Source organism: Terribacillus jepli, from assembly GCF_047228925.1.
GTDB lineage: Bacteria > Bacillota > Bacilli > Bacillales > Amphibacillaceae > Terribacillus.
Genome location: NZ_JBFEGH010000001.1, coordinates 389,421 through 414,183, shown reverse-complemented (window position 1 = coordinate 414,183; position 24,763 = coordinate 389,421). Strand labels below are relative to the sequence as shown.

The following is a 24,763-nucleotide window of genomic DNA, read 5'->3' as shown; positions in this document are numbered from 1 at the left end:
TAATATGAACCTTGTCCACACTTCCCGCTTTGCACTCTGAATGCTCCTACAAGCATGCTGCCAAAAGACAAAATAAGCTTACTTTCACTCGTAAACCGAAAGTCTTCCGTTACGCTTCAAAAAGCCCCCTGAATTTCTAAGCTGCAAATTGCTTCCTTTTATTTTTATCGGCAGACAAGGAGAAATATAGGGAATACTTAACGAAGTATTCAGATATCACTCTTCTCAAAGAGATTTTACAACTGAAAAAATAGAAGCACACCAGCCAAGGTTCAACGTAAGTATGTACATAATTTCAACCATCTCTTAAAACATCGTCTAAAAGGCGTCACTTCAGTATTTCCATTGTGACAGTTTTCACATATTCCCTTGACATGAAAGTCCTAGTATTCTACGCTTACTAATAAATATAAATTTAGAATTATTTTGTCTAAGTAATTCTAAGTTTCTAGTTATTAATATATTTTAGGAGGCTATTTATCTATGTCACTTATCGGCAAAGAAGTACAACCATTCACAGCACAAGCTTACAAAAACGGAGATTTCATCGAAGTAACAGAAGCGAATTTTAAAGGACAATGGAGTGTCGTCTGCTTCTACCCTGCAGATTTCAGTTTTGTGTGTCCAACTGAGCTGGAAGACCTTCAGGATCAATACAGCACACTTCAGGAACTAGGCGTAGAAGTATTTTCTGTATCCACTGATACACACTTCGTACATAAAGGCTGGCATGACAGCTCTGAAAAAATCGGTAAAATCACTTATGCAATGATTGGTGATCCATCTCAAGCAATCTCCCGTCAATTCGATGTTTTGAACGAAGAGTCTGGTCTTGCTGACCGCGGTACATTCATCATCGATCCAGACGGCGTGATCCAAACTGTTGAAATCAACGCTGACGGAATCGGCCGTGACGCAAGTACACTTGTGAACAAAATCAAAGCAGCACAATACGTGCGCCAAAACCCAGGTGAAGTTTGCCCGGCGAAATGGGAAGAAGGATCTGAAACACTAACACCTAGCTTGGATCTTGTAGGCAAAATCTAAGGAGTGCGTTGAATATGGTACTTGATGCAAACATAAAAGCTCAATTGAACCAGTACATGGCGCTTATGGAGAACCCTATCGTTCTGAAAGTAAGCGCTGGTGAAGACGACGTTTCTAAAGAAATGCTTGCCTTAGTGGAAGAACTATCGGCTATGTCGTCCAAAATCACAGTAGAAAAAGCAGAACTGACTCGTACACCAAGCTTTACCGTGAATCGCGTCGGTGAAGATACCGGCATTGCATTTGCTGGTATCCCGCTCGGACACGAATTCACATCGCTTGTCCTTGCATTATTGCAAGTAAGCGGACGTGCGCCGAAAGTTGATGAGAAACTGATCGCGCAGATCAAGAACATCAAAGGTGAATTCCATTTTGAGTCTTATATCAGTTTGACTTGCCATAACTGTCCGGATGTTGTCCAAGCACTGAACGTGATGAGTGTGCTGAACCCGAACATCACGCATACGATGATCGATGGTGCAGCCTTCAAGCAGGAAGTAGAAAGCAAGAACATCATGGCAGTACCGACAGTTTACCTGAATGGCGAAAACTTCGGCAGCGGCCGGATGACACTTGAAGAAATGTTAGCGAAAATGGGCTCTGGTGCGGACGCATCCGAGTTCGATAACAAAGATCCATATGACGTCCTAGTTGTCGGCGGCGGTCCAGCCGGCTCCAGTGCAGCAATCTATGCTGCCCGCAAAGGAATCCGCACGGGTATCGTAGCGGAGCGCTTCGGCGGTCAAGTATTGGATACGATGAGCATCGAGAACTTCATCACTGTCAAGGAGACAGAAGGTCCGAAGCTTGTTGCAAGCCTGGAAGAGCATGTGAAAGAATACAACATCGATGTGATGAACCTGCAGAAAGCAACGAAAATCGCGAAAAACGATTTATTCGAGCTTGAGCTGGAAAACGGCGCGACACTGAAAAGTAAGAGCGTCATCATCTCCACAGGTGCACGCTGGCGTAATGTCAACGTTCCTGGCGAGCAGGAATTCAAGAACAAAGGTGTTGCCTACTGTGCACACTGTGATGGCCCGCTATTCGAAGGAAAAGACGTCGCTGTCATCGGCGGAGGTAACTCCGGTATCGAAGCAGCCATTGACCTAGCTGGTATCGTAAAACATGTCACTGTCCTTGAGTTCAACGATACACTGAAAGCAGATGAAGTATTGCAGCAGCGTGCCTACAGCCTGCCGAACGTAACCATCATCACAAATGCTCAAACTACAGAGATCACCGGTGACGACAACGTCAACGGCATTACTTATGTAGAACGCGACACAAACGAAGAAAAACACATTGCCTTGCAAGGTGTCTTCGTCCAAATCGGTCTTGTACCGAATACTGAATTCCTAGCTGATGTCGTTGAGCGCACCCCAATGGGTGAAATCATCGTCGACAAGCACGGTCAAACGAATGTCCCCGGCCTGTTTGCTGCGGGAGATTGCGCAGATACTGCGTATAAACAAATCATTGTTTCTATGGGGTCTGGAGCGACTGCATCACTTGGTGCTTTTGATTATTTGATTCGTAATTAAGAAGAAAGCGTGCCTCTACTTGTGTAGTTGCACGCTTTTTGCTTTAATTTAAATATAGTAATAATTGTAAGTAAGTTATGAGGAGGAATAGTGGTAGTGCAATCAAAGATTAGATTTAAGAATATAGAGGATAAGGATTTACAAGATGAAATAATTACATATCTTAAGAAGAAATCATTAATACCCATTATAGGAGCCGGTTTTTCTAGAGGATCCCGTTCTCAAAGAGGAATTGTACCAAATGGGAAGGAAATGATACAGCATATGAAGGACGAGCTTAAAGATAATCTAAATGCTGATGATTATGAACTCATTAAACACTATTCCTTCAGCAACCTATCTGAAACTTTTTTTGAAAACTGTAATGATAATTCAATTAATAAGTACTTAAACAATAACTTCACTAATGTTAAACTTCCAAATGGCCAGAAAAAGTTTATCAATATAAATTGGCCTCACATCTATACATTAAATATTGATGATGCTATAGAAAATAACCACAAGGATATTGAAGTTATTCACCCTTTCAAAGAAATTACTAAGTTCTACGACAAATTACTACATAATAAAACACACCTTTTTAAATTACATGGTGATGCTACTGAGTATATTAAACATAAGCATAAATGCGTATTATCAACCACTTCATACCTCCAAAGCTTTCAAGAGAACCGGGAGCTATTAAGTCGTTTAGTTAATGATATAAATTCAAATTGTGTAATTTATGTGGGCTGTAGCTTGGATGATGAACTGGATATCTTGTATCATTTAAATGTTTCCGAAAGCAATTATGGCTCTAATTTAAAAAATACATATTACGTTACTAGTGAAAATATTGAAGATTCGAAACTGAAGCAACAAACCCTCGCAAAATTCGGCGTGGATACTGTTATAAAAGTTGAGGATTATGATGAATTCTACAATATTTTCTACCAACTAGGCGAAGAATCTTCAAAATTAACTGATGAGGATACTACAATTTTTGAAAATCCTCATATAGTACAAGAAGGGAAAGGACATAACCACAGAGAGATTAATTTGGAGTACTTATTCGACTCTAATTTTTACTATAGAGACTTCGAAGATAAAGGAATAATCCATGTACCTTACTATCTCATAGATAGAGATTCATTTTCCTATAAAAATACCGACTCTTTCTTATTAAAACAAAACAATCTAATTATTATTCAGGGGCATAGGTTTTCAGGTAAGACTAGTACTCTATTAGGTATTGCACAATTGATTAAAAATGAGAATTTCTTATTTATGCCTTCCGGTAACAAAATTAACAATAAATTCATGGCCGAATTATTAACTCGCGAAAACTTCACCTTACTTTTTGATACAGGAGTTATAGATGGAACCTGTTGGAACCTAATAAGAGACAATATTGCTTTATTAGAGAAACAAAATTTGAAGATAATTGTTGCACTAGATTCATCTGATGATTATATATATCAGTTGGAATTATTACTAAACGACGAAAGATTTTCAAATAAAATACATTCTAAATTCTTAAAAAACACTTTCACTAAGAGAGAAGCTCTAAGAATTAATAAAAAGCTTAAAGAGTGTGTTATACCAGAATTCAAAACACATTCAACTAAAAAAAATTATAAAAAAACTATATTAGATAATGTATATGAAATCCTACAACTCGAGCATAAAAGTAGAAACAATTTTAAAAAACTCGAGGAAATAGATGTTACGGAACAGCGTTTAATAGTACTTATTCTATTAGCAACTAAATTTAGATTAGGCTCGTCCGAGATCCAAAAATATAGACTTGATAACATGATAAATGAATTTATCAAGGACATCTCGCCTATCGCTCATTTCTATCGCACCTTAGATATTGAAAAGAACACCATTGACAATTCTGGAATAAAACTTATATGTAATTCGAGAGCATGGGTACTACAAAATTTAAAAGATTTTTCTATGCATAGAATAAATCTTGACACAATAGCTGGAGCATATAAGACTATTGTAGAATTAATTCTTCATCATTACCAACAGTTTCCTCAGAAGGCTCGAGAGGAAGTAGGTAAATTTATTAAGTTTGATGATATTAATGATATTTTCGCTAGAAAATATGACCAAGGTTCATTAAAATTAATTCAGAAGATATATAACAACCTAGAGGATGTTTTAACTGATAATTATCACTTCCCACATCAACGAGCAAAAAGCCTGCTATGGCTAAATGATTTAGACCAGTTAAAGAAAGCTGCTGATTATGCTCAAGTGGCACTTAGAAATATAGAAGTTATTCATCGTTCAAATTTTGAAACAAAGTATTCGTATATGCATGTTTGGTATACACTTGCCTCCATTCATACAAAAATGGCCACTGTTCAAAATTACAATAATAGTGAAGCAAATCATCTAGCGTTAAAAACTATCCATAGTGCGCTTTCTTATAAAAAAAATTTAGATGATCTAACAAACGACCTAAAATCAAACCAATCAAAGAATATTAAAGACTTTATTAATAACTTAGCAATTAAGGATATACATCTTTCAATTTCTGATAGAGCCTTGTTAAATATGATAGTTAACTTATTAAATAGTAATAGTCACAAAATCAGGATTAAAGTTCTAAAATAATTTGCTTACTTTTTTGATAATTTATTAGTTTTACTCAGATAGAAAATCAAAGGAAGGTAGACTTTAAATTAGCAGCTCTTATAACATATGAGCTGCTAATTTAATTAAGTTAAGATTAACCTCGCTCAATTAACTATCTTCTCCAACATCCTCACAAGTCTTTCTTTTCTGAAGTAGAGATCCTGTGCTTCCTCCACCGAAATCTCTTCAAACTTGATGACAGCTCCCGGAGCAGCTTGCGCCAGCAACGCTATGTCTGCTGCAATTACCGTTGCAATACGTGTATATCCCCCAGTCGTCTGCCTGTCCGCCATCAGAATAATCGGCTGGCCATTGGCAGGCACTTGAATCCCGCCAAGCGGGATGGCTTCGGAAATGATATCGGCAGTGGTTTCATGTGTCAGTTCCGGCCCATTCAAACGGTAGCCCATTCGATCTGATTGCGGTGTGACTTCATATGCCGAATTCAGGAAAGTCTGAATCGCCTCGTCTGTAAAGGCATCCTGATGCGGTCCAAGGATGACGCGTACATTGATTTCCTTCTGATATTTCGGGACCTCATCGTAATGAAGGGAGCGTCCAGTAACCGCGTGTGTATCCCCCGCAGCATACAGAATGTCTTCCTTCTCCAGTGCACGTCCGTTCAATCCGCCGATCTTCGCCTTCAGAAATGTCGATTTGCTGCCCATGACCTTTGGCAAATCGAAACCGCCAGCCACACTAATATAAGAACGAATTCCTTCCAGCGGCTGCCCGAATTCAATCAGCTGACCTTCTTTCACAGCGAAACTCTTCCACATCGGAGCCGGCTGACCATTCACTCTCGGCGACAGATTTCCGCCGGTTATCGCAATAACAGCATCCTTCAGCACCTTGAGTGCCGGTCCCATCATTGTGACTTCCAGCCCAGCCTCGTCCCGGCTGTTTCCGACGAGCAAATTCGCGATTTGCAGGGAAAAGTCATCCATGGCTCCCGCTACGACAACACCATATTCCTGGTAACCGGTACGGCCGAGATCCTGAAAAGTTGTCAGCAGGCCGGGCTTGATCACTTGAAATAGCTTTTCACTCATGATACTCAACTCCGAAATTCCGAATCGTGATTTGCTCTGCTTGAAGTCTTTCACGAAGCTGTCGAACGAATCGTAGCGCTTCTGGCTCATCTCCATGTACACAAATCGTATCCGCTTGAATGCTGATATCCTTCCCATCAACAGCCGTCACTTTACCTTCTTGTATCATGCGAATAACACGATCAACTGCTACTGTCACATCGTGAATCATCGCATTCGTTTGAGAACGAGGTGTCAGCGTGCCATCTGCTTGATATGTCCTGTCAGCAAAGACCTCTTGTGCAACACTCAGACCCGCTTTCTCTCCTGCACGCACAAGCTCACTGCCTGCCAGTCCAAACAGTACCAGTTTCGGATCAACGGCATAAACCGCCGCCGCAATGGCTTTTGCAATAGCAGAATCTTTTGATGCCATATTATATAGCGCTCCGTGCGGCTTCACATGTTGAACATATGTACCACAAGCTTTGGCTGCTCCTTGGATTGCTCCTACCTGATAAACCACCAGGTTATAAATTTCTTTCGGATCCAACTTCATTTCCCGGCGGCCGAATCCTGCTAAGTCAGGGAAGCCTGGATGAGCACCGATTCCTACGCCAAGTTCTGCTGCTGTTTTAACCGTTTCCATCATGACATTATGGTCACCTGCATGGAACCCACACGCAATATTGGCAGATGATATGTACTTTAATACTTCCTCATCATTACCGATTGTATAGGCGCCAAAGCTCTCGCCCAGATCGCTGTTCAAATCTATCATCTTCATACCAATACCTCCTTACTTTTCCTTACTGACAATCTTATATTCTCCAAGACGCACTGCTTCTGCAATCGAGTCGTACTCATTTTTCGAAATTGGAACAAACCGCAGATAAGACCCGGAAGTCAATAAAATCGGCTGCTCACTTTCTGGATCATATAATTTTACCGGTGTCTGACCGATGAGCTGCCAGCCTCCCGGTGTTTCCAGCGGATACACACCTGTTTGTGATCCTGCAATTCCGACAGAACCTGCAGCGATTTTTGGACGAGGATCCGAACGGCGTGGTGTCGCAATTTCTTCTGACATGCCGCCTAGATACGGAAACCCAGGGACAAATCCCATCATATAAATCAAATAATCCTGACTCGAATGAATGCGGATGACCTCATCTACTGACAGACCGTTATGATCCGCAACGAAATCCAAATCAGGGCCTGTCTCCCCGCCATAATAGGTCGGAATCTCATAAACAAGAGAAGCGGCTTCGGCCACTCCTCCTTGCATATCTTCATATAGACGCTCCAGTTGTTCCAGCAGCGCATGATAACGAATCTTATCAGGACGATAATAGATGGATAATGTTGTATAAGCCGGCACCCATTCAATGATCCCCTCGATCCTCTCTTGCTTAAGCAGCTCCGCAAACACCCGGATTTCCTGATTTGTTTCCTCTGAGATCGTCTGTCCGAAAACGAGCTGGATGCCCGTATCCCCTAACGGATGATAGGAAAGCTTCATTTTTAGGACCTCCTTCTCGAATTAGAACAACTGCGGCACTTTATCAATCAGTGTAACAATTGCCAAGTATGCAGTTGCGATAAATACAATTACACCAAAGATCGTCAGCCATAACGGATGTTTATAATCACCGACAATCGACTTTTTATAAGCAGCGATCAGCAGCACGCCCAAACCGATCGGCAGAATCAAACCATTCACCGCCCCCGCAATCACGAGCAGTGTAGCAGGCTGGCCTACCAAGACCATGATTATTGTCGAAACGACGATAAAACCGATGGTTACCAGTTTCTGATGACGTTCGACGCCCTTGGAAAGTGTTTTCAAGAAAGAAACAGACGTATAAGCAGCACCAATCACTGACGTAATACCTGCAGCCCATAGGATAAGACCGAACATCTTATATCCGATAGTACCAGCTGCTTCCAAGAAGACTGTCGCAGCAGGGTTAGTTGCATCCAGTGAAACACCAGTGACAACCACGCCCAACACAGCAAGGAATAGGAATATCCGCATGATGGAAGCAATCAAGACACCAGTAACAGAGCTCCTCGTTACATACGGCAGGTTCTCCTGCCCGGCAATACCCGCATCCAATAAGCGGTGACCCCCAGCAAACGTGATATAACCGCCGACTGTACCACCGACAAGTGTGATGATGGCAAATACATCAATATCTGTCGGTGCAAATGTGCGTGTTATTGCTTCTCCGACAGGCGGATCACTCTGAAACGCTACATACAATGTCAAAACAATCATGACTACACCGAGTATACGGGCAATCTGATCCATCGCTGCGCCGGCTTCCTTGGAAAGAAAAATACCAACCGCTATAATACCTGTAATAATAGTACCGATCCGTGCGTCAACACCAAAGATAACATTCAAACCAAGACCAGCACCGCCGACGTTTCCGATATTGAAGGCTAGTCCGCCCAACGCAACGGCAAAAGCAAGGAAATAGCCCAGACCAGGCAATACTTTATTGGCAATATCCTGCCCGCGCATTCTGGAAACAGCAATGATACGCCATATATTCATCTGCACACCAACATCCAAGATGATGGACATGAGAATAACAAAGCCGAAGCTAGCTAATAATTGATCTGTGAAGACAGCTGTCTGTGTCAGGAACCCTGGACCGATGGCTGATGAACCCATCAAGAAGGCTGCTCCTAACAGGACTCCCCACTTCCCTTTGGGAGAAGACTGCTTCTGTTGCAGATTTTTCTCTTTTGATGCCATGTAAATCCCCCTTATGTAACGATTTTTACAAATCATCTGTATTATGTACTGCTTTTCTTACATTATCACAAATATTTAATAAACAAGAATCATTATAACTCGAAAATTATTACTTACACAAGATGTAAAATAACCTAACACAGGCAATCGATTGATAATAGCATTCTAAACGATTAAAAAAAGGCCTTACAAAAGGCCTCTTCAAAAAATCTATTGTTTATTCCCAAATTTCTTTATAAAGATGTTATTAAATTCCGCACTGCCTCCTTCTGCATACAGGCTGATTCCTTGGTCCTGCGATTGGGGAAATACCAAATTACTATGCACAACTTTCCCGTCGTCTATAAACACTTCCATGCTTGTTTTGTCCACTAGAACAGTCACATGCGCTTGCTTCTTCCCCGCATCGAACGGCGCTTTGCTTTCCAGGTAAGCGCCTTCCTGATCGGGATTGGAAGTATTACTTCTATTCACATAGGAATATCCGCCAGAAACAGCGATCCCAACGTCCAAATGACGCGTTCGATCATCGGACTCCCGCAGACGCAACCCAACATTCGGACTTTCGGTCCATGAAATATCAGCATCCAATCGATATGTCTCGGCCGATATATCCAGGCTTCGATTTTCATTATGAAGGGTGATATCCTCGACTGTATCCGTGGATTGTACGAGCTCATCCAGCACTGCAGCCGGCTGGGAAGCCAGATAATAGCCATCTTGATCCTGCTTCAAAGTGATTTCCCTGACAACAGAATCCACCCCATTGAACCCATCCGATTCCATCGTAGGTGTGTGTTCGGCATACGACCAGTTATTCATCCAAGCCAGTGCATACCGCTTCGTTTGTTTATCCTCTGCTGACCCGTCCTCAAAGGTGACTCCACCGTACCAGTCAAATCCATGATCAAGCCAATTAGGGTCTTCATGATCCGGCTTAAAGTTCGTGCCATCAAAATCCCCGATCCAGTATGCGTATGTTTTCGGATCTCCTTTACCTTCTCCGTTCGCACTCATACCAAGTACATATTTGAGCGTACCGTCTGGTGCACGCAGTTGGAATAGATCCGGACATTCGAGTACACCGATTCCATCCGTTTGAAAATCTCCAGTGAATGTCCAGGTTTTCAAGTCAGCTGATTCATAAAATCCGATCTTTCCCCCTTCTGCCAGCAGCATGATCCAATTATGTTTTTGTTCATTCCATATCACTTTTGGATCCCGGAAATCCTCTGCGTCCGGGTTTGCAAGCACCGGCTCCTCACTTTCCTGCTTGAAGGTATCCCCGCCATCTGTACTGTACCAGAGATACTGTTCCTGCTCTCCTGTCTCTCCTGTCGGCTGGGTAACAATTGCAATAAGTGCATCCTCACCAAAACCAGCTGTATTGTGCTTATCATGGATAACAGATCCAGTCCATGGATCGCCATTTTCCGTTGTGTACTTCGGTATAGCAACTCCGTGATCCTGCCAATGAATCAAATCCTCTGAGGTCGCATGCCGCCATTCGGTGCCATTGCCATCGGGGTAGTCTTTGTTGTAGAGATAATAATAGTGGTATTTCCCTTGGTAATAAATCGGCTGCTGCGGATCATTCTTCCACTTCTCTGGCGAACCGAAGTGAAAGACCGGACGGTACGAGTTAGTCTGCGCTTTCCCCGAATTCTTATTTTCCACCTTACCCTGGTTCAAAAACACCAAAGCCGCAACCACCAACACAACAAGCAACACGAGCAATCCAAACACCGTCCACCTCTTTCTTGTCATACTGTCCACCACGCTTTTACTTAAAATGAATGAAAAGGAAATGCCATATGATGACATTTCCTTTTTTGCAAATGCTTTATTCTTCTTCGTACGTTATTTGCCCTTGTTCCAAGATGCCATCTTCTACAACAGAAGATTTTTTGCCTTTGATATCAAGCAGGAATGAAGGAGCGAATGTGGCCTTATGATCCTGGAAGAAACCGCGATTCGTCATATAGCTTGTTACAACGAAATCATCTGTTTCTTTTTGCGGAATCACATAATGGGCATATGTCCAAGTCAAATCATTCGGATCCAAGTCCTGATGCAGGACGATACCTGTTTTGTTCATTGGTTTGTATGGACCAGTCAAGCTGTTCGATACGTACCCAAGCATATAAATGTCTTCATCATCGATACCATCGATTGTCATTTTGGATCCGCGTGTGCTTGTGAACAAGTAGAATTTGCCGTCTTTCTTAAAGATGTTCGGGCGTTCGATCTCATCTGTTACCGTATTGGAAACGATTAGCGGCTTCATCTCTTTTTTCAGTGTGTAATCGTCATTGATTTCCACAATGCCGATGGCACCGTTAGCAAGCTCGGCTGTCTCTTTTTTGCCGCCGTTTTGCAGCTGTTTGAATTCCTCACGGAAGAATTTCATGCCACCTTTGCCATAGTACGCACGGTTATACAAAGATTCTTCTCCAGAGTAACCATATTCCGTACCTGTATTCGCTTCGAATACTAAGTACTTCTTGCCTTTATCTTCAATATAGTGCGGATCCCGGAGTGTGTGGTTATTGGCGAAGTTGCGATCTTCGAAAGCCTTATCCATGTTTTCGTATGTCTTGCTGTCGCCACCGTCATAAATTGTTTTATGATCTTCCACTCCGTCTACCTGCAATGTGCCTTCACCCTTCTCGGACACATTCACTTGGGCTGTAGTGAGGGATTGCTTTCCGAAGATGCCTTCCGCGTCATTCCAGCCTCCGCGATTCGTATAGAATAGACGCACTTTGCCATCTTCTGTGAAAGTAGCAGAACCAGACCATTCTTCTTCCTGACCTGCTAATGTCTTGTCCCCTTTGAATTTATCTTCGTCATCGAAAACTCGTCCAGCATTTTTCCATGCACCGACAGAGTTGTCATCAGCCTTTTTATAGAAAAGGTAGATGAAGGTATCACTAGCGTCTTTCGGATCACCCGCCAAACCGAATACAAGATGGTATCCATTATACTCTGCTACTGTACCATCTGCATTTTGCAGTGGCCATGTGTCCCAGACGTCCATTTTAATCTCATTACCATTTTCATCGATCTTCGTAGCCGACTCGATATTCTTGATAGAAGAAGCATCAAACTCAGGAACGGTAAACCGTTCGTTACCGTGCTGCCCGATCATTTCCTTCATGTCGTGACGCGTGATTTGTGATGTACCATACGTTTCTTTATATGGCTTCACATTTCCATCTGCTCCTGTTTTAGCCGAAGCCACCGTCAGGCTGCTTCCAAGTATCAATGCTGCACTCAATGAAACGACACTTGTTTTCAATACCCGTTTCCGAAATTTCATCCCGCATTCCTCCTATGTATGATTGCTATTCCTGTAAGACAGACCTTGGCAAACCCGCCTTACGAGCACAGTATAGGACAGTGAAGCTAAATCGGGGATGGCTTATCTTGATCTCCTTTTTGTCTAATATTGATATCCACACAAAAAGTCCCTCGTACAAGAGGGACTTCAACACTAGGGAGATGATGCAAACTGCTTCCAAGCATGATCCAAGTCCTGCAACGTATCCCGCTTGGACATTTCCTCGTTGACGTATTGCTTTAGGATTCGGCCAAATGCTTCTTTCATCGGTGGTGAATAAGAGGACCAATTGAAGTTCCGGCGATCTTGTTGTTCATATTGTCTCCAAGCATCCCCGCTGATTCCAGCAGCTGGCGGTTGGATGGAACGGAATGCGGGGATGAAGTGCAACTGCTCGGTTTGGAACTTTTGCGCTTCTGCCGATTCCGCCAACCAGCTCAGAAAACGCTTTGCTTCCCGTTTCTGGGTAGCTTTGGATTGTTTGTTCACTACCCAGTAGCTCGGTACACCTGTGACAAGCTGCGTGTCTCCTTTATCGTCCAGCGGAATTGGGAACATTCCCACGTCCAACTGTTGTTCCGCCAGCAGCGGTTCCACCCAATTCCCTTGGACTATCATGGCAGCTTCCCCATTCCGGAATGCGTCAATTTCCGTGTAATAGTCCGTGGTTGCTGCATGCGGCTTCCCATAAGAAAGCGTCAAATCAATGAAGCGCAACAAATTCTGAAAGCCTTCATTCTCCGTAAAGCTCGCCTGATCGCCAGCCAGCTCCGCCATGAATGCCTCCGGATCTGTTTGTTCCGCCAAAGCCAGACTGGTCAAATGATGACCCAGTTTCCATTCCTCGTAATAACCATTCGCAAATGGCGTTACACCGCTCTTATCAAGCCTTTTTGCCGCCGCTTCCATCTCGGTGAATGTGGTCGGAAGTTTATCTATTCCTGCTTTTTCGAATAATGCCTTATTATAAATGATGCCGAAACCTTCGATATTCATCGGCATGCCATATATCTTTCCATCTTGGGTGATCGGAGAGAGTGTATCCTTGCGTGCATCTTCCACCCACTGCTCCTCACTCAAGTCCTCCAAATAGTGCAGCCATTGTCCTGTTGCTTCGTAACCGACATTCGTGAAGATATCCGGTCCTTCTCCAACGGCCATCTGCGTTTTCAAATCCGAGAAATCATCCGAGATACCGCCGACTGTTTCCACTCGGATACGAACATGAGGGTGTGACTTTTCATATAACTTTGCCATGCTTTCAAATGGAGCGGCAATTTCCACTTTCGGATTTCGGATCGTGACGGTGACCATCTTCTCGGCATCGCTCTTGGCGTTTTTTTGTATTGGGATGCTGCTGGACGGGAGAAATATCAGCAAGAGGACTATCACTGCAATGGCTTTCTTTCCCATCATCTCATTCCCCCTCCTGCTCACGCAGTTTAGCTCGATAGGCAGTCGGAGTGAGGCCTGTCTCCTTTTTAAACAGCTTCGAGAAATATTTTTCATCCTGATAACCGAGCAAAAGGGCAATATCATAGAGTGTTTTATCGGTCTCTGCCAGCCATTGTTTTGCCTGTTCCATCCGGCAATTTGTTACGAATCTGGAAAGCGTCATACCGGTTTCCTGTTTGAATTTGCGTGATATATGCTCTTTCGTCAGGAAGAAGAGCTTTGACAGCCGCTCCAAGCTCACATCTTCCATATAATAGTTCCTTACATATGTAACGATATCTTGACCACGTTGTTCACTCTCCAGCTCCTCAAGCCTTCTGATTGTACGATAATGATGCTGGGCAAGTTTTTTCCTGAGCTGCCCGAATGCAGCCGGTATGCCTTCCAAAGCAGGAAGTGGTTTCTGTACGAGGCGGACTGGTATATCCAGATGCTGCCGGAGCCAATTTTCAACTTGCAGCCAATGGTCCGCTGCTGTCAGCACGATATACATATGCTCCTCCTGCAGGAAACGAAAAACATCACCGATCGCCGAACGCTGTAATTCATCAGCCAATGCATCCATGAACGGAGCAGGCTGGTGCTTCTGATAAAAAGATAATAAAGTAAAGTCCAGTCTCTCCATCTGCGGCAAAGCTGCACGTAATAGAGACGTATTCCCCGTTTCTTTCGTACATAGAGCTGTCACTTGCTGTTCCAAGCGCATTCGTTTGGCATCTTCCAGCACAGCTGACTCTCTTTCCTCATATTGTCTGGCTGATAATACCGCCTGCGTCACTTTTTCAAGCACTTCTGCAAATGCCTCCGGCTCAATGGGTTTCAATAAATAATCAAAGCTATTGAACTGGATGGCCTTGCGCATGAATTGGTAGTCATCATACCCCGTGACAAGGACATATTTTCCCATGTACCCAATTGAGTGCAGCCGTTCAATCAATTGAACGCCATCCATACGAGGCATTTTGATATCGGTGAAAATGATTTCCGGCTGCTCCATTTCAATCAGCTGCAGGGCTCCTTCTCCGTCACTAGCCTCCAGAAGACAGCTTATGCCATTTTGCTCCCATTCTCCCAGCATCCGGAGCACGTCACGTCCATTTTTTTCATCATCGACAAGTAACGCCTTCATACTAAACCTCCCTGCTCCTCTATCGGAATACAAATCGTAACTTTAAAACCCTTGCCATCAAGATTGTCCAAATGAAAGCCTGCAGTACCTCCGTAGTGCAAGCGCAGTCGCTCAGCTATATTCCGCAGACCTGTTCCGCCGGCAGCTTCCTGTTGCAGCAAATGCAGCCTTTGCCTGCTGACTGAGTGGCCATAACTAATCGCCCGGAACACCAAGAATCCGTCTCTTTGCATTCCCTTTAGAAGGAAACGGCTTTCGTTTCGCATCTTCTCGAAACTATGCTTGAAATAATTCTCCACAAGCGGCTGAAGCAGCATGCTCGGTATCCGATATCCCCTTACCTTCTCCTCCATTTCAATAGCGACAGTCAACCCTGCGCCAAAGCGCTCATTCTGCAGCCTCACATAAGCATCGATGTAGGCAAGCTCTTCCTGTACAGGTACGAGTTGATCAGCCTGCAGGGCATACCGCATCATTTTTGATAATGATACGAGCAGCTTGTATGCCTCTCGATCATTTGAACGGAGCGCAACAGCGCCGATGGATTGAAGCGCATTGAAAAGGAAATGCGGGTTCACCTGTGACTTGAGCAGACGCAGCTGACTCTCTCTTACTTCTAACTCCAACCTGTATTCGCGCGCTATATGAGAGTCGATTCGATCCAGCATATCCTGCATATGCGACGCCAAATGGCCGATTTCATCCTTACGTTCCATTAACAGATCGACATCCATTTGCCCGCCTTCAATGGAGCGGACCTTATCACTTAATGTGATGATCGGTTTGGTAAACGCCTGTGAAATAACCAATATCAAAACAATTCCTAGCACCACCACAACAATTCCAAGCCAGACATTCATCCACGCTGTATCTCTTGCATCGCGGAATAACGCATCCTTTGATGTAATCTTGATCAGTTCCCAGCCGGACAAAGGATCTCCAAGTTCCTCACGCAGAACGAGATGATCATCCGAATCAGTCAGATGCTCTTCATTCAGTTTATTTCCAAGCTGCCCGGATTCCTTGCTATACATAATCCTGCCGCTATCATCGACAAGCAGAACCTGCGTACCAGCTTCTCTCGTTACTGCCTCCAGCAATGGAGCAAAAGACGAGAGCTCTACATCAGTCGTCAGAAAACCAAGGAATTTCCCGCTCAAGACATCCGTGATTTTGTGATGAATCGGCAGCACCATCGTATTGTCCGATTCCGGCACAATCGCCACATTATCTTCATTTTCCAGCGCATGGGGCACTTCCAGCATGTAAGCTTGCTTCGAATCATACAAAGCATGAAATGGCGAGTCATCCATGTATCCCGGCGCAGGCTTCGGCGCACTGACATTCGCCTGATAGACTGTCATTGTCTGCTGATCGCGCTGAAAATAAAATCGCAGCTGCCGAATATCCGGCCGTGTTGCCGCATACGTCTCGACGCTGTTCTCAAAGGCAAGGATTTGCTCTGTACTTTCTTCTAACATCCCATTTTCCAGCACTTGCTGCACTTCAGGCATATTGAACAAACGATACGGCAGCCGCACCATCTCCTTTGCATACTGTTCCAAATCGGCACCGCTCTCCCGCAACTCCTCCCGACTCTTGGCCAAATTCTGTTCTTCGATGCTGGATTTGCTATTTACATATATAAATATGACCGATAGAAAATAAGGCAGGATGATGAACAATAGCAGCATGATGAATAACCGAATCCGAATGCTCATTGATACCTTCCTTCCGCACAAACCGATAAATAGTCAAACTAACCCTATAACATGCCCAAGAGACCGTCAATCCAACTTAAGTTACACCAAAAATTCCCGGCGTAAAGGAATGATGCTATTTCCAAAAGTGAAACCTGTTTCATCGGCCTGTCATCCCGAAATGGAAACCCTATCAAACATTTAATGTTAAAAATCTGGATAAAAGGGAACAGTGAACATGGAGTATTTTTTCCTGAAATAAACGGACCAAAGGAGTGGAACTTATGAATAAAAAGCAATACGATATCATCAAAAACGGCAAAGGCTTCATTGCAGCATTGGATCAAAGCGGCGGCAGTACACCCAAAGCACTGGCTGAGTATGGCGTATCAGAGGATTCCTATTCAACAGAAGATGAGATGTTCAAGCTTGTCCACGACATGCGTACGCGTATCATCACTTCTCCATCCTTCAATAAGGATAAAATCCTCGGCGCCATCCTATTTGAACAAACAATGGATCGCGAAATAGCAGGGAAACATACTGGCGATTACTTGTGGGAAGAAAAAGGCATCGTCCCATTCCTGAAAGTGGATAAAGGATTGGCGGAAGAAAAAGACGGCGTTCAGCTCATGAAGCCGATCGATGACCTTAACGAAACACTCGGCCGCGCATCCGAACGAAATATTTTTGGTACAAAGATGCGTTCAGTCATCAAAGAGCCGAATGTCAGCGGCATCAAAGCTGTCGTCGACCAGCAATTCGAAATCGGTAAAAGCATCATCGCAGCAGGCATCGTGCCGATCATTGAACCAGAAGTGAATATTCACAGCGAAGATAAAGAGCAATGCGAGGAAATTCTTCGGGATGAAATCTTCCGTCACCTGAACGATTTGTCCGAAGAAGAAAATGTGATGCTCAAGCTTTCCATCCCAACGAAAGCGAATCTATACAAAGAGCTCACAGAGCATCCGCGCGTCGTTCGCGTCGTTGCTTTATCCGGAGGCTACTCCCGCAAAGAAGCAAACGAAAAGCTAAAAGAAAACGAAGGCGTAATCGCCAGCTTCTCCCGCGCATTGGCAGCTGAATTGAATGCCAATCAATCCGAAAAGGATTTCAACGAAGCATTACAGGATGCTGTGGATACTATATATGAGGCATCAGTAAATAAGAAATAAGAAGCACAAAGGCGAGCTCACCATAGAAGCTCGCCTTTTTTCTCTATACACTTCCCAATACTTCTGCCTGCGCCCGCACTAATTCTTGAAAATGACGAAACGGCTCGCTAAACCACAAATCACGGTGATAAACGAAGAATATGCGCCGCTCCAAGCTCGAATCATGCAGTTCTTTATAAGAAAGATTTGGTTCTTTTTCTATGAGACTTTTGGATATGAGGGCAACTGATTTCCCAAAAGAGAGCATTTTCGTAATGGTCGACACCGAATCCAGCTCGATTTTCTCCATTTCCATCTCCTTTTCCACAAGCCAGGTCCGGGAGAAGTGTCCGGTGGAACTGGAAAGATTGTGCACCAGCAAAGTCTCCTGATGTAAATCCTCGATTTCCCAGTCCGCCTTATCCTTTAGATGATGCTCTTTACTAAAAGCCAACACCAGCTTATCACTCGTCAGTTCCTCATATGAAAGTTCTTCCTGCTTATGCTCCGTTTCCATCACCAATCCGAAATCCAGTTCCTGCGTAACTAATCTAGCTTCTATTTCAGGAGCTGTTTTTACGTCCAACGAAACCTTCACACGCGGATATCGTTCAGTAAGCTGGTGAATCAGATCCGGCATATAAAGCTGCGCAGGAACACCACTGGCTCCCAGACGGATAGAACCTGACATCCCTTCCCTGATATCCTGCATCGATCGCTCCATCGCTCGATTCGTTTGAATAAGCTGCTTTGCATAATGATAAAGCACCTCTCCCCCCGAGGTCAGACGATAACCACCAGCATTTGTTCGGAATAAGCGCATATGATATTCCTTTTCAAGAGAACGGATATGAAAAGACACAGTTGGCGTTGTCAATTGTAATTTAGCTGCTGTTTCTGTCATTTTTCGCGTTTCTACCAGCGTCACAAAGATGGATAGTTTTTGAAGATTCATTTTATCACCCTAAAGATTTTTAGATAAATTCTTTTAGTAAGTTGATTTTTGCATACTTTTTTTAATTCAACGTTAACAGCGCGTTAATATTCTCCATACATTTCCTTTCTATACTAAAAGCAAGGAGAGGATAGCATGCGTATTACACTACAAGGAATCGAGAAACGCTTTGGTTCTGTACAAGCAGTCGGCCAGACTGATCTGACCATCACCGATCAGTTCGTCACCATATTAGGGCAGTCGGGATGCGGCAAGACGACGCTGCTGAGGATGCTGGCTGGCTTGACTGAACCAACAGCCGGGGAGCTTCGCTTCGATGATCAAGTCATTTTTTCATCGAAAGATAATATCAATATCAAGCCCAGCAAACGCGGTATCGGCATGGTCTTTCAGGATTTCGGTCTTTGGCCGCATATGAGTGTATTTGACAACATCGCATTCGGCCTCCGAGGCAAGCGTTCAAAAGCTGAGCGGCACGAGATCGTCATGGACGCCCTACAAAAAGTACAGCTGGAAGACAAAGCAAAACGCAAGCCCGGAGAGCTATCTGGCGGCCAGCAGCAGCGTGTCGCCTTAGCCAGAGCCATCGCTGTCAATCCGCAATTGATTCTTTTCGATGAAGCACTCAGCGCCTTGGACTCCATTCTGCGGGAACAGATGCGGGAGGAGATTCTTTCCATCATCCAGACGATCGATTCTCAAGCCATCTTTGTGACGCATGATCAAACAGAGGCAATGGCAATGTCGGATTGCATGATCATCATGGAAGCAGGAAAAGTGATCCAGAACGGACCACCGGAACAGGTTTACCACGCACCAGCCGATGCTTATGTTGCCAACCTGATCGGCAGGGCCAACTGGACTGCTGACCAGGATTTGATCCGCCCTGAAGCAATTCATCTGCAGCCCCAATCCGTCGGGAAGGCCCGCACCGGCATCGTCCGCAAGAGCCTATTTGAAGGTGACAGATACATCATCCACGCAGAAGTGGACGGACAGCTTTGGAAATTTTATGATTCCCGTCCGCACGAAGCCCGTTCCATCGTAAAACTGTACGTGCAAGAAGATACGACTTATTCCCTTTACAAACAGGAGGTTTAATGTAATGAAAAAAACAGTTGGCACTGTACTCACCGGCCTTGTCATATCCACTTTATTTTTGAGCGCCTGCAGCTCCGACACAGGCAAAAAAGCGAATGCTTCCGGAACATCCAAAGATACCATCACCGTCTATACAGCAGGCCCAGAAGGGTTGGCTGATGAGATAAATGCAAAGTTCGAAGAAGAAACAGGCATTAAGGTGGAAATGTTCCAAGGTACTACCGGCAAGATTCTTTCCCGAATGGAAGCCGAAGCAAATAACCCTGTCGCTGATGTTGTTGTCTTAGCTTCCATCCCATCCATGGAAGGTTTGAAAGCAGAGGATAAGCTGCAGTCTTATGAAGCGGAAAATGGCGCCAGCATGAACGAAGACTGGAGCGACCCGGAACACTATTATTATGGCTACAGTGCATCTGCTTTAGGTGTTGCTTATAACACAAATAATGTGTCAGCACTCGACGCTGACTGGAAAGCGTTTGGCGAGGATGAATGGAAAGGCCGTGTTACGATGCCAGATCCGACTTCCTCAGGATCTGCCGTCGATTTCCTTTACGGACTGACTAGTACGGAAAAAGACGGATGGGACACGCTCCAGAGCTGGAACGATAATGAGTTGCTTGTGGCCGGTGCAAATAAAGAAAGCTTGGAATCTGTCATCACAGGAAATAAAGATGTGGTCGTATCTGCAGTAGATTATATGGCTTATAAATCCAAAGCAAAAGGCGAACCAATCGATATCTATTATCCTGAAAGCGGAACAGTAATCAGCCCGCGTGCGGCCGGTATTCTGAAGGACGCAAAAAATAAAGAAGGTGCCGAGAAATTCATTGATTTCCTAACATCCGATGAAGCACAGGAACTCGTGGCGGATGCATACTTGCTTCCTGGAAATGAAGATATTCCATTGCAAGACCGTGCGGCTTTAAGCGAGATACCAGCACTGCCGGTTTCGTGGGATGGTGCAGAAGAAAAACAAGTAGATACCCTTAATACATTCACGGAAATGATGCAATAAGTATGGAGGAATGACTTATGTATGCAAGCAAACAACTACCTTTTTGGATGCTGTTTGCCCTACTGGGTTTGTTGGCTGCAGCACCGCTGCTAGCAGTGCTGGGCTATACATTCATGGAGGATGGATCCTTATCTTTCACTGCTTTTTCAGAAGCTTTGAAAAATGATCGCATCCTCACCACAATGGAGCACTCTTTTACTCTTGGATTGCTTGTCATTCTTGGCACGACAATCATCGCCTTGCCGCTTGCCATCATCCGGACAAAAACACAATTCGCACATAAACATTGGCTTGATATTGTCTTTACCATCCCTTTCATGACACCGCCTTATATCGGTTCCATGGGGTGGATGCAATTCATGCAGCATAATGGCTATTACGAAAGCTTGTTTTCTACGGCTGCACCCGCATCATTTTTCAGTCTGGCCGGGATGGTTTTCATCATGAGCATGCATCTGTATCCATTTTTGTATTTGATGCTGCGCAATACACTCGTACGGATCAACGGTTCCTTCCAGGAAGCTGCCGACATATATGGACGCAGCCCTGTGATGAACTGGATCCGGATTGTCCTGCCGCTTTTGCTATCGACTTACGCTATGGCTTCCTTGCTCATTTTCATTAAGACACTGGCAGAATTCGGGACACCAGCCACTTTCGGTAAACAAATCGGGTTTTATGTATTCACCACCGAGATCCATCAATATCTGTCTCGTTGGCCAGTCAATATCTCAGCTGCCACTTCCTTATCGTTGATTTTGCTTAGTGTCTGCATGGTCATCTGGTATTTGCAGAATATCATAAGCCGGAAATATACACATGGCATTCATTCCGGACGCTCCATTATTTCTGCCAATAAGCAGGATAGTCTGTCCGTACGTTTATTTTCCTGGCTCTTTGTATCAATCGTGCTGCTGCTTTCCATTGGGGTTCCTTACTTTTCCATCATCGCTACGTCGCTCTTACAAGTCCGAGGCAATGGATTGCATTGGGACAATCTAACCTTCTCACATTATACGGAGTTGTTCAGCCTGCATTCGGAAGGCTTTTCCGCCCTGATGAATAGTCTTGGTTTTGCCTTCGCAGCTGCTACGATTGCGGCGGTCATTGGATTGTTTACAGCACTTTCGATCAAGAATGCTGCTACGAAATCGCAGCAGCTGATGGATTTCACCAGCATGATGCCAAACATCATTCCTGGCATTGTGTTTGTCGTCGGACTGATTCTATTCTGGAACATGTCTTGGCTGCCTGCGACAGTTTATAACACAACATGGATGCCGATCGTGACTTATATCGTGCTGTTCCTGCCGTATGCCGTTCAGTACACAAAAGGTTCTTTAAGCCAGCTTCACCAATCGATCCACCATTCCAATGCAGTCTATGGTACGAGTAACTTTACCATCTTTGTGCGTATATGGCTGCCTTTACTGGCACAAGGAATCCTGGCTGGCTGGATCATGACATTCATCATCTCCATGCGGGAACTAGTCGGGTCACTGCTGATCCTGCCACCTTCTGTCTCTACCAGCGCCACGTTCATTTACAGCCAGTTTGAACAAGGGGACGCAGGAGTCGGCATGGCGATGGCGGTCATCACAGTGCTTTTAACCATTTTATTTATCACGCTTATGAATTGGTTACAACGAAAGGCACTGACATATTCATGATCAGCATGCAAATTTTAGGAGGCTTTCAGGAGTACGGAAAGAATTGCTTCCTGATTGAACACCAAGAAACCGGCACACGCATCATGCTCGATTGCGGGGTCCAGAATGGCCAGCCCGAGGTGTATCCCCCCCTTACACCGGAGATTGCCCAATCAGTGGACGCCGTCTTCCTTTCGCATGTGCATAACGACCATGTCGGAGCGCTGCCATTGCTTGCCGACAAAGGATATGAAGGAGCGATTTGGTTAAGTGAAGCAAGCAACGCTCAGATTACTCCGATTCAGCAGCGCTGGAGACAAAAATCCGCTGCCCCTTACCAAGCAGCAGCGGTAGATACGCTGAACTTCACCCCCTTTTCACCTGCAACAAAAGGCCAAAGGATCATAATAACGGACAATCTAGCCTTTGAATGGGGTCATAGCGGTCATATGCTGGGGAGTGTTTGGTACATCATCCATTTAGGGGAGGAATCGCTCTTTTATTCGGGTGATATGGTACTGGATTCTATCACTTTTCAAACAGAGGTCCCCGCTCAGGCATCGTTTCAGCTGGCTATCATTGACTCCGGACATGGCGGACAGGTTACATCCCGTCAAACAAGCGAGCAGGCACTGCTGAAAGCACTGGAGAATCCAGGCATCAGTTACCAGATTCCTGTTTCTTTATCTGGTAAAACATGCGATCTGATCCTAACTGTATACAAACGTTTTCCTGACCGCCAGCTATTTTTGGATCCCGCTTTGCGGGAGCATTTATCAGATTGCTTATCTCATGCCGCCAATCTGCACACCGACACGAAGGAACAGCTGACGAACCTGCTGGCTGATGGGCGCATCGGCTGTATAACAAATAATCAAGCGTCAGTATCAGGAATTTATTTTACAAACCGCCACCTGAAAGGCACGAAGATAATCCCGATTGATTCTCCTGCACATCCAGAGTTTTTCTATAAAGCACACCCAGACCTGAAAGATGTTGAAAAGCTGCTGGGCGGAATCCAAGCCGAACAACTCGTATTCTTTCACAGCAGACCTAAGGACTTCAGAAAACTGATCGCTCATATACCGAAGGAACTTATCTTAAACGGAGGCGTATATCAATGAAAAAGCTGTCCATTGCCACTCTTATTGCCCTATTGCTTGTAACTGTATTCCCAGCCATTTCGTTCGCCGAAGACAGCCCTATCAATCCTGGCTATGAGGTAAAATTCATGCTGGATGTCAGTCAGTTCGCGACTACAAATGATATCGTCCATGCTTTCCAAGCCAGCCATGACGAAGATTTGAAAGTCTATTATTTCGATACACCTGATCAAATCTTCCGCAAGCTGAATTACGTTCACCGTTTACGCATCTATGATGGTGACAAGAAAACGGATATCACCTACAAAAAGACTTTCCCGGATCAGGCTCCATCTGATGCAATTGCAGAAGCTGCGCAGCATGACTTCCATGGAGATATGCCAAATTACAAATATGAAATAGATAAGAAGCCAGGTAAAGACAGCTTCTCCATCAGCAGGAAAGAAAAGTTTAACAAAAATGATAAGCTTAATTACGATAATGGCATAGACATAGAATATGCTCTTGATTTGTTCCGTGAAGAAGCGCCCAAAAAATACCGTAATTGGGATGACCAGGACTGGTACTATGACACCTTGGAACAAGCCGTGCCTTATGGACCAGCCGCAGTTTCTAAATTCGAAGGGAATTATGAAAACATCGATGCCGATCTGGAGATTTGGCATTACAAAGGAGAAACAATTGCCGAAATCTCAACCAAAACAGATGATGCAGATGAAGCGGATGATATCCAAGAAAAATGGTATCAAGCGCTGGCAAATGAAGGCTGGTTAAGTAACAATCAGCAATCGAAGACGAGTTTTGTTATGGATCGTTGAGGCTGTGAAATATTGTTTTAGCTAGAAGAAAACCTGAACTTTGACGTGAATCTCCAAACTAAGATTCCATAAGTTCAGGTTTTTTGATGTTTATCTATACTTGCGCAGGCAGAATACAGTACCGGGTAATTCCCTTTCGCAATGAAAAATTCCAACGGGAACAGCACGAGAGTATTTACACACGAAAGTGATAGCTCCCCTGCTTTTTTAGTGTTCGTTTTTCCTTGTTTTATCCACGCCATTGTATTCATAATTATTATAATGAAGAGATACGACTTAATATAACTTCAAGCCTATTTCCACACGAAATGGCGTTCG

19 protein-coding genes are annotated in these 24,763 nt (G+C 44.3%); 9 read left to right on the top strand and 10 right to left on the bottom strand.

What is annotated here, in order from left to right:
• The first annotated feature begins 483 nt into the window (after positions 1–483).
• The 3 genes from ahpC (at position 484) to AB1K91_RS02070 (ending at position 5,201) form a co-directional block, all read left to right on the top strand.
• Positions 484–1,047 (top strand): alkyl hydroperoxide reductase subunit C, encoded by a 564-nt coding sequence (ahpC, locus tag AB1K91_RS02080; protein ID WP_413087684.1) that lies wholly within the window; start codon positions 484–486, stop codon positions 1,045–1,047.
• A 14-nt stretch (positions 1,048–1,061) separates the two neighbouring features.
• Positions 1,062–2,591 (top strand): alkyl hydroperoxide reductase subunit F, encoded by a 1,530-nt coding sequence (ahpF, locus tag AB1K91_RS02075; protein WP_413087682.1) that lies wholly within the window; start codon positions 1,062–1,064, stop codon positions 2,589–2,591.
• 96 nt (positions 2,592–2,687) lie between these two features.
• Positions 2,688–5,201: an SIR2 family protein gene (locus tag AB1K91_RS02070; protein WP_413087680.1), complete on the top strand. Its 2,514-nt coding sequence runs from the start codon at positions 2,688–2,690 to the stop codon at positions 5,199–5,201.
• 125 nt (positions 5,202–5,326) lie between these two features.
• Here AB1K91_RS02070 and AB1K91_RS02065 read toward each other — a convergent pair whose 3' ends face one another.
• From AB1K91_RS02065 to AB1K91_RS02025, 9 genes are all read right to left on the bottom strand, one after another.
• Positions 5,327–6,274 (bottom strand): 5-oxoprolinase subunit C family protein, encoded by a 948-nt coding sequence (locus AB1K91_RS02065; protein ID WP_413087678.1) that lies wholly within the window; start codon positions 6,272–6,274, stop codon positions 5,327–5,329.
• Positions 6,267–7,040, bottom strand: coding sequence for a LamB/YcsF family protein (locus tag AB1K91_RS02060; RefSeq protein ID WP_413087677.1), 774 nt, complete (start codon positions 7,038–7,040; stop codon positions 6,267–6,269). The genes AB1K91_RS02065 and AB1K91_RS02060 overlap by 8 nt, the downstream gene beginning before the upstream one ends.
• Positions 7,041–7,052: 12 nt before the next feature.
• Positions 7,053–7,775 carry a 5-oxoprolinase subunit PxpB gene (gene pxpB / locus AB1K91_RS02055; protein WP_413087676.1) on the bottom strand — a complete coding sequence of 241 codons (723 nt, stop codon included), beginning with the start codon at positions 7,773–7,775 and terminating at the stop codon, positions 7,053–7,055.
• 21 nt (positions 7,776–7,796) lie between these two features.
• Entirely contained in the window at positions 7,797–9,020 is a 1,224-nt protein-coding gene (locus AB1K91_RS02050) for an NRAMP family divalent metal transporter (protein ID WP_413087674.1), read from the bottom strand.
• Between the two features lie 210 nt (positions 9,021–9,230).
• Entirely contained in the window at positions 9,231–10,787 is a 1,557-nt protein-coding gene (locus AB1K91_RS02045; protein WP_413087672.1) for a glycoside hydrolase family 32 protein, read from the bottom strand.
• Positions 10,788–10,863: 76 nt separating this feature from the next.
• Entirely contained in the window at positions 10,864–12,342 is a 1,479-nt protein-coding gene (locus tag AB1K91_RS02040) for a glycoside hydrolase family 68 protein (protein WP_413087671.1), read from the bottom strand.
• Positions 12,343–12,516: 174 nt separating this feature from the next.
• Positions 12,517–13,779, bottom strand: a complete 1,263-nt coding sequence (locus tag AB1K91_RS02035; protein WP_413087669.1) for an ABC transporter substrate-binding protein — start codon at positions 13,777–13,779, stop codon at positions 12,517–12,519.
• A 1-nt stretch (position 13,780) separates the two neighbouring features.
• The gene (locus tag AB1K91_RS02030; RefSeq protein ID WP_413087668.1) at positions 13,781–14,947 is read right to left on the bottom strand and encodes a response regulator transcription factor; all 1,167 of its coding nucleotides are present in this window, start codon (positions 14,945–14,947) and stop codon (positions 13,781–13,783) included.
• A complete protein-coding gene (locus AB1K91_RS02025) occupies positions 14,944–16,668 on the bottom strand; it encodes a cache domain-containing sensor histidine kinase (protein ID WP_413087666.1) in 1,725 nt (574 codons plus the stop codon). The genes AB1K91_RS02030 and AB1K91_RS02025 overlap by 4 nt, the downstream gene beginning before the upstream one ends.
• Before the next feature lie 263 nt (positions 16,669–16,931).
• Between AB1K91_RS02025 and AB1K91_RS02020 the strand changes: the two genes are divergently transcribed.
• Complete coding sequence (locus tag AB1K91_RS02020) at positions 16,932–17,825, top strand: fructose bisphosphate aldolase (protein ID WP_413087664.1); 894 nt, start codon at positions 16,932–16,934, stop codon at positions 17,823–17,825.
• Between the two features lie 43 nt (positions 17,826–17,868).
• On the opposite strand, the gene AB1K91_RS02015 is transcribed toward AB1K91_RS02020, so the two are convergent.
• On the bottom strand, positions 17,869–18,759 hold the full coding sequence (locus AB1K91_RS02015; RefSeq protein WP_413087662.1) for a LysR family transcriptional regulator: 891 nt from the start codon (positions 18,757–18,759) through the stop codon (positions 17,869–17,871).
• A gap of 135 nt (positions 18,760–18,894) precedes the next feature.
• Here AB1K91_RS02015 and AB1K91_RS02010 point away from each other — a divergent pair, with 135 nt between their 5' ends.
• The 5 genes from AB1K91_RS02010 to AB1K91_RS01990 are packed head-to-tail and all read left to right on the top strand — an operon-like array spanning position 18,895 to position 24,445.
• The gene (locus AB1K91_RS02010; RefSeq protein ID WP_413087660.1) at positions 18,895–19,860 is read left to right on the top strand and encodes an ABC transporter ATP-binding protein; all 966 of its coding nucleotides are present in this window, start codon (positions 18,895–18,897) and stop codon (positions 19,858–19,860) included.
• Positions 19,861–19,864: 4 nt separating this feature from the next.
• Positions 19,865–20,875: an ABC transporter substrate-binding protein gene (locus AB1K91_RS02005; protein WP_413087658.1), complete on the top strand. Its 1,011-nt coding sequence runs from the start codon at positions 19,865–19,867 to the stop codon at positions 20,873–20,875.
• Positions 20,876–20,892: 17 nt separating this feature from the next.
• Positions 20,893–22,545, top strand: coding sequence for an ABC transporter permease (locus tag AB1K91_RS02000; RefSeq protein WP_413087656.1), 1,653 nt, complete (start codon positions 20,893–20,895; stop codon positions 22,543–22,545).
• Positions 22,542–23,648: an MBL fold metallo-hydrolase gene (locus AB1K91_RS01995; protein ID WP_413087654.1), complete on the top strand. Its 1,107-nt coding sequence runs from the start codon at positions 22,542–22,544 to the stop codon at positions 23,646–23,648. The genes AB1K91_RS02000 and AB1K91_RS01995 overlap by 4 nt, the downstream gene beginning before the upstream one ends.
• A complete protein-coding gene (locus AB1K91_RS01990; protein ID WP_413087653.1) occupies positions 23,645–24,445 on the top strand; it encodes a CYTH domain-containing protein in 801 nt (266 codons plus the stop codon). Before AB1K91_RS01995 ends, AB1K91_RS01990 begins: the two co-directional genes overlap by 4 nt.
• The last annotated feature ends 318 nt before the right edge of the window (positions 24,446–24,763 follow it).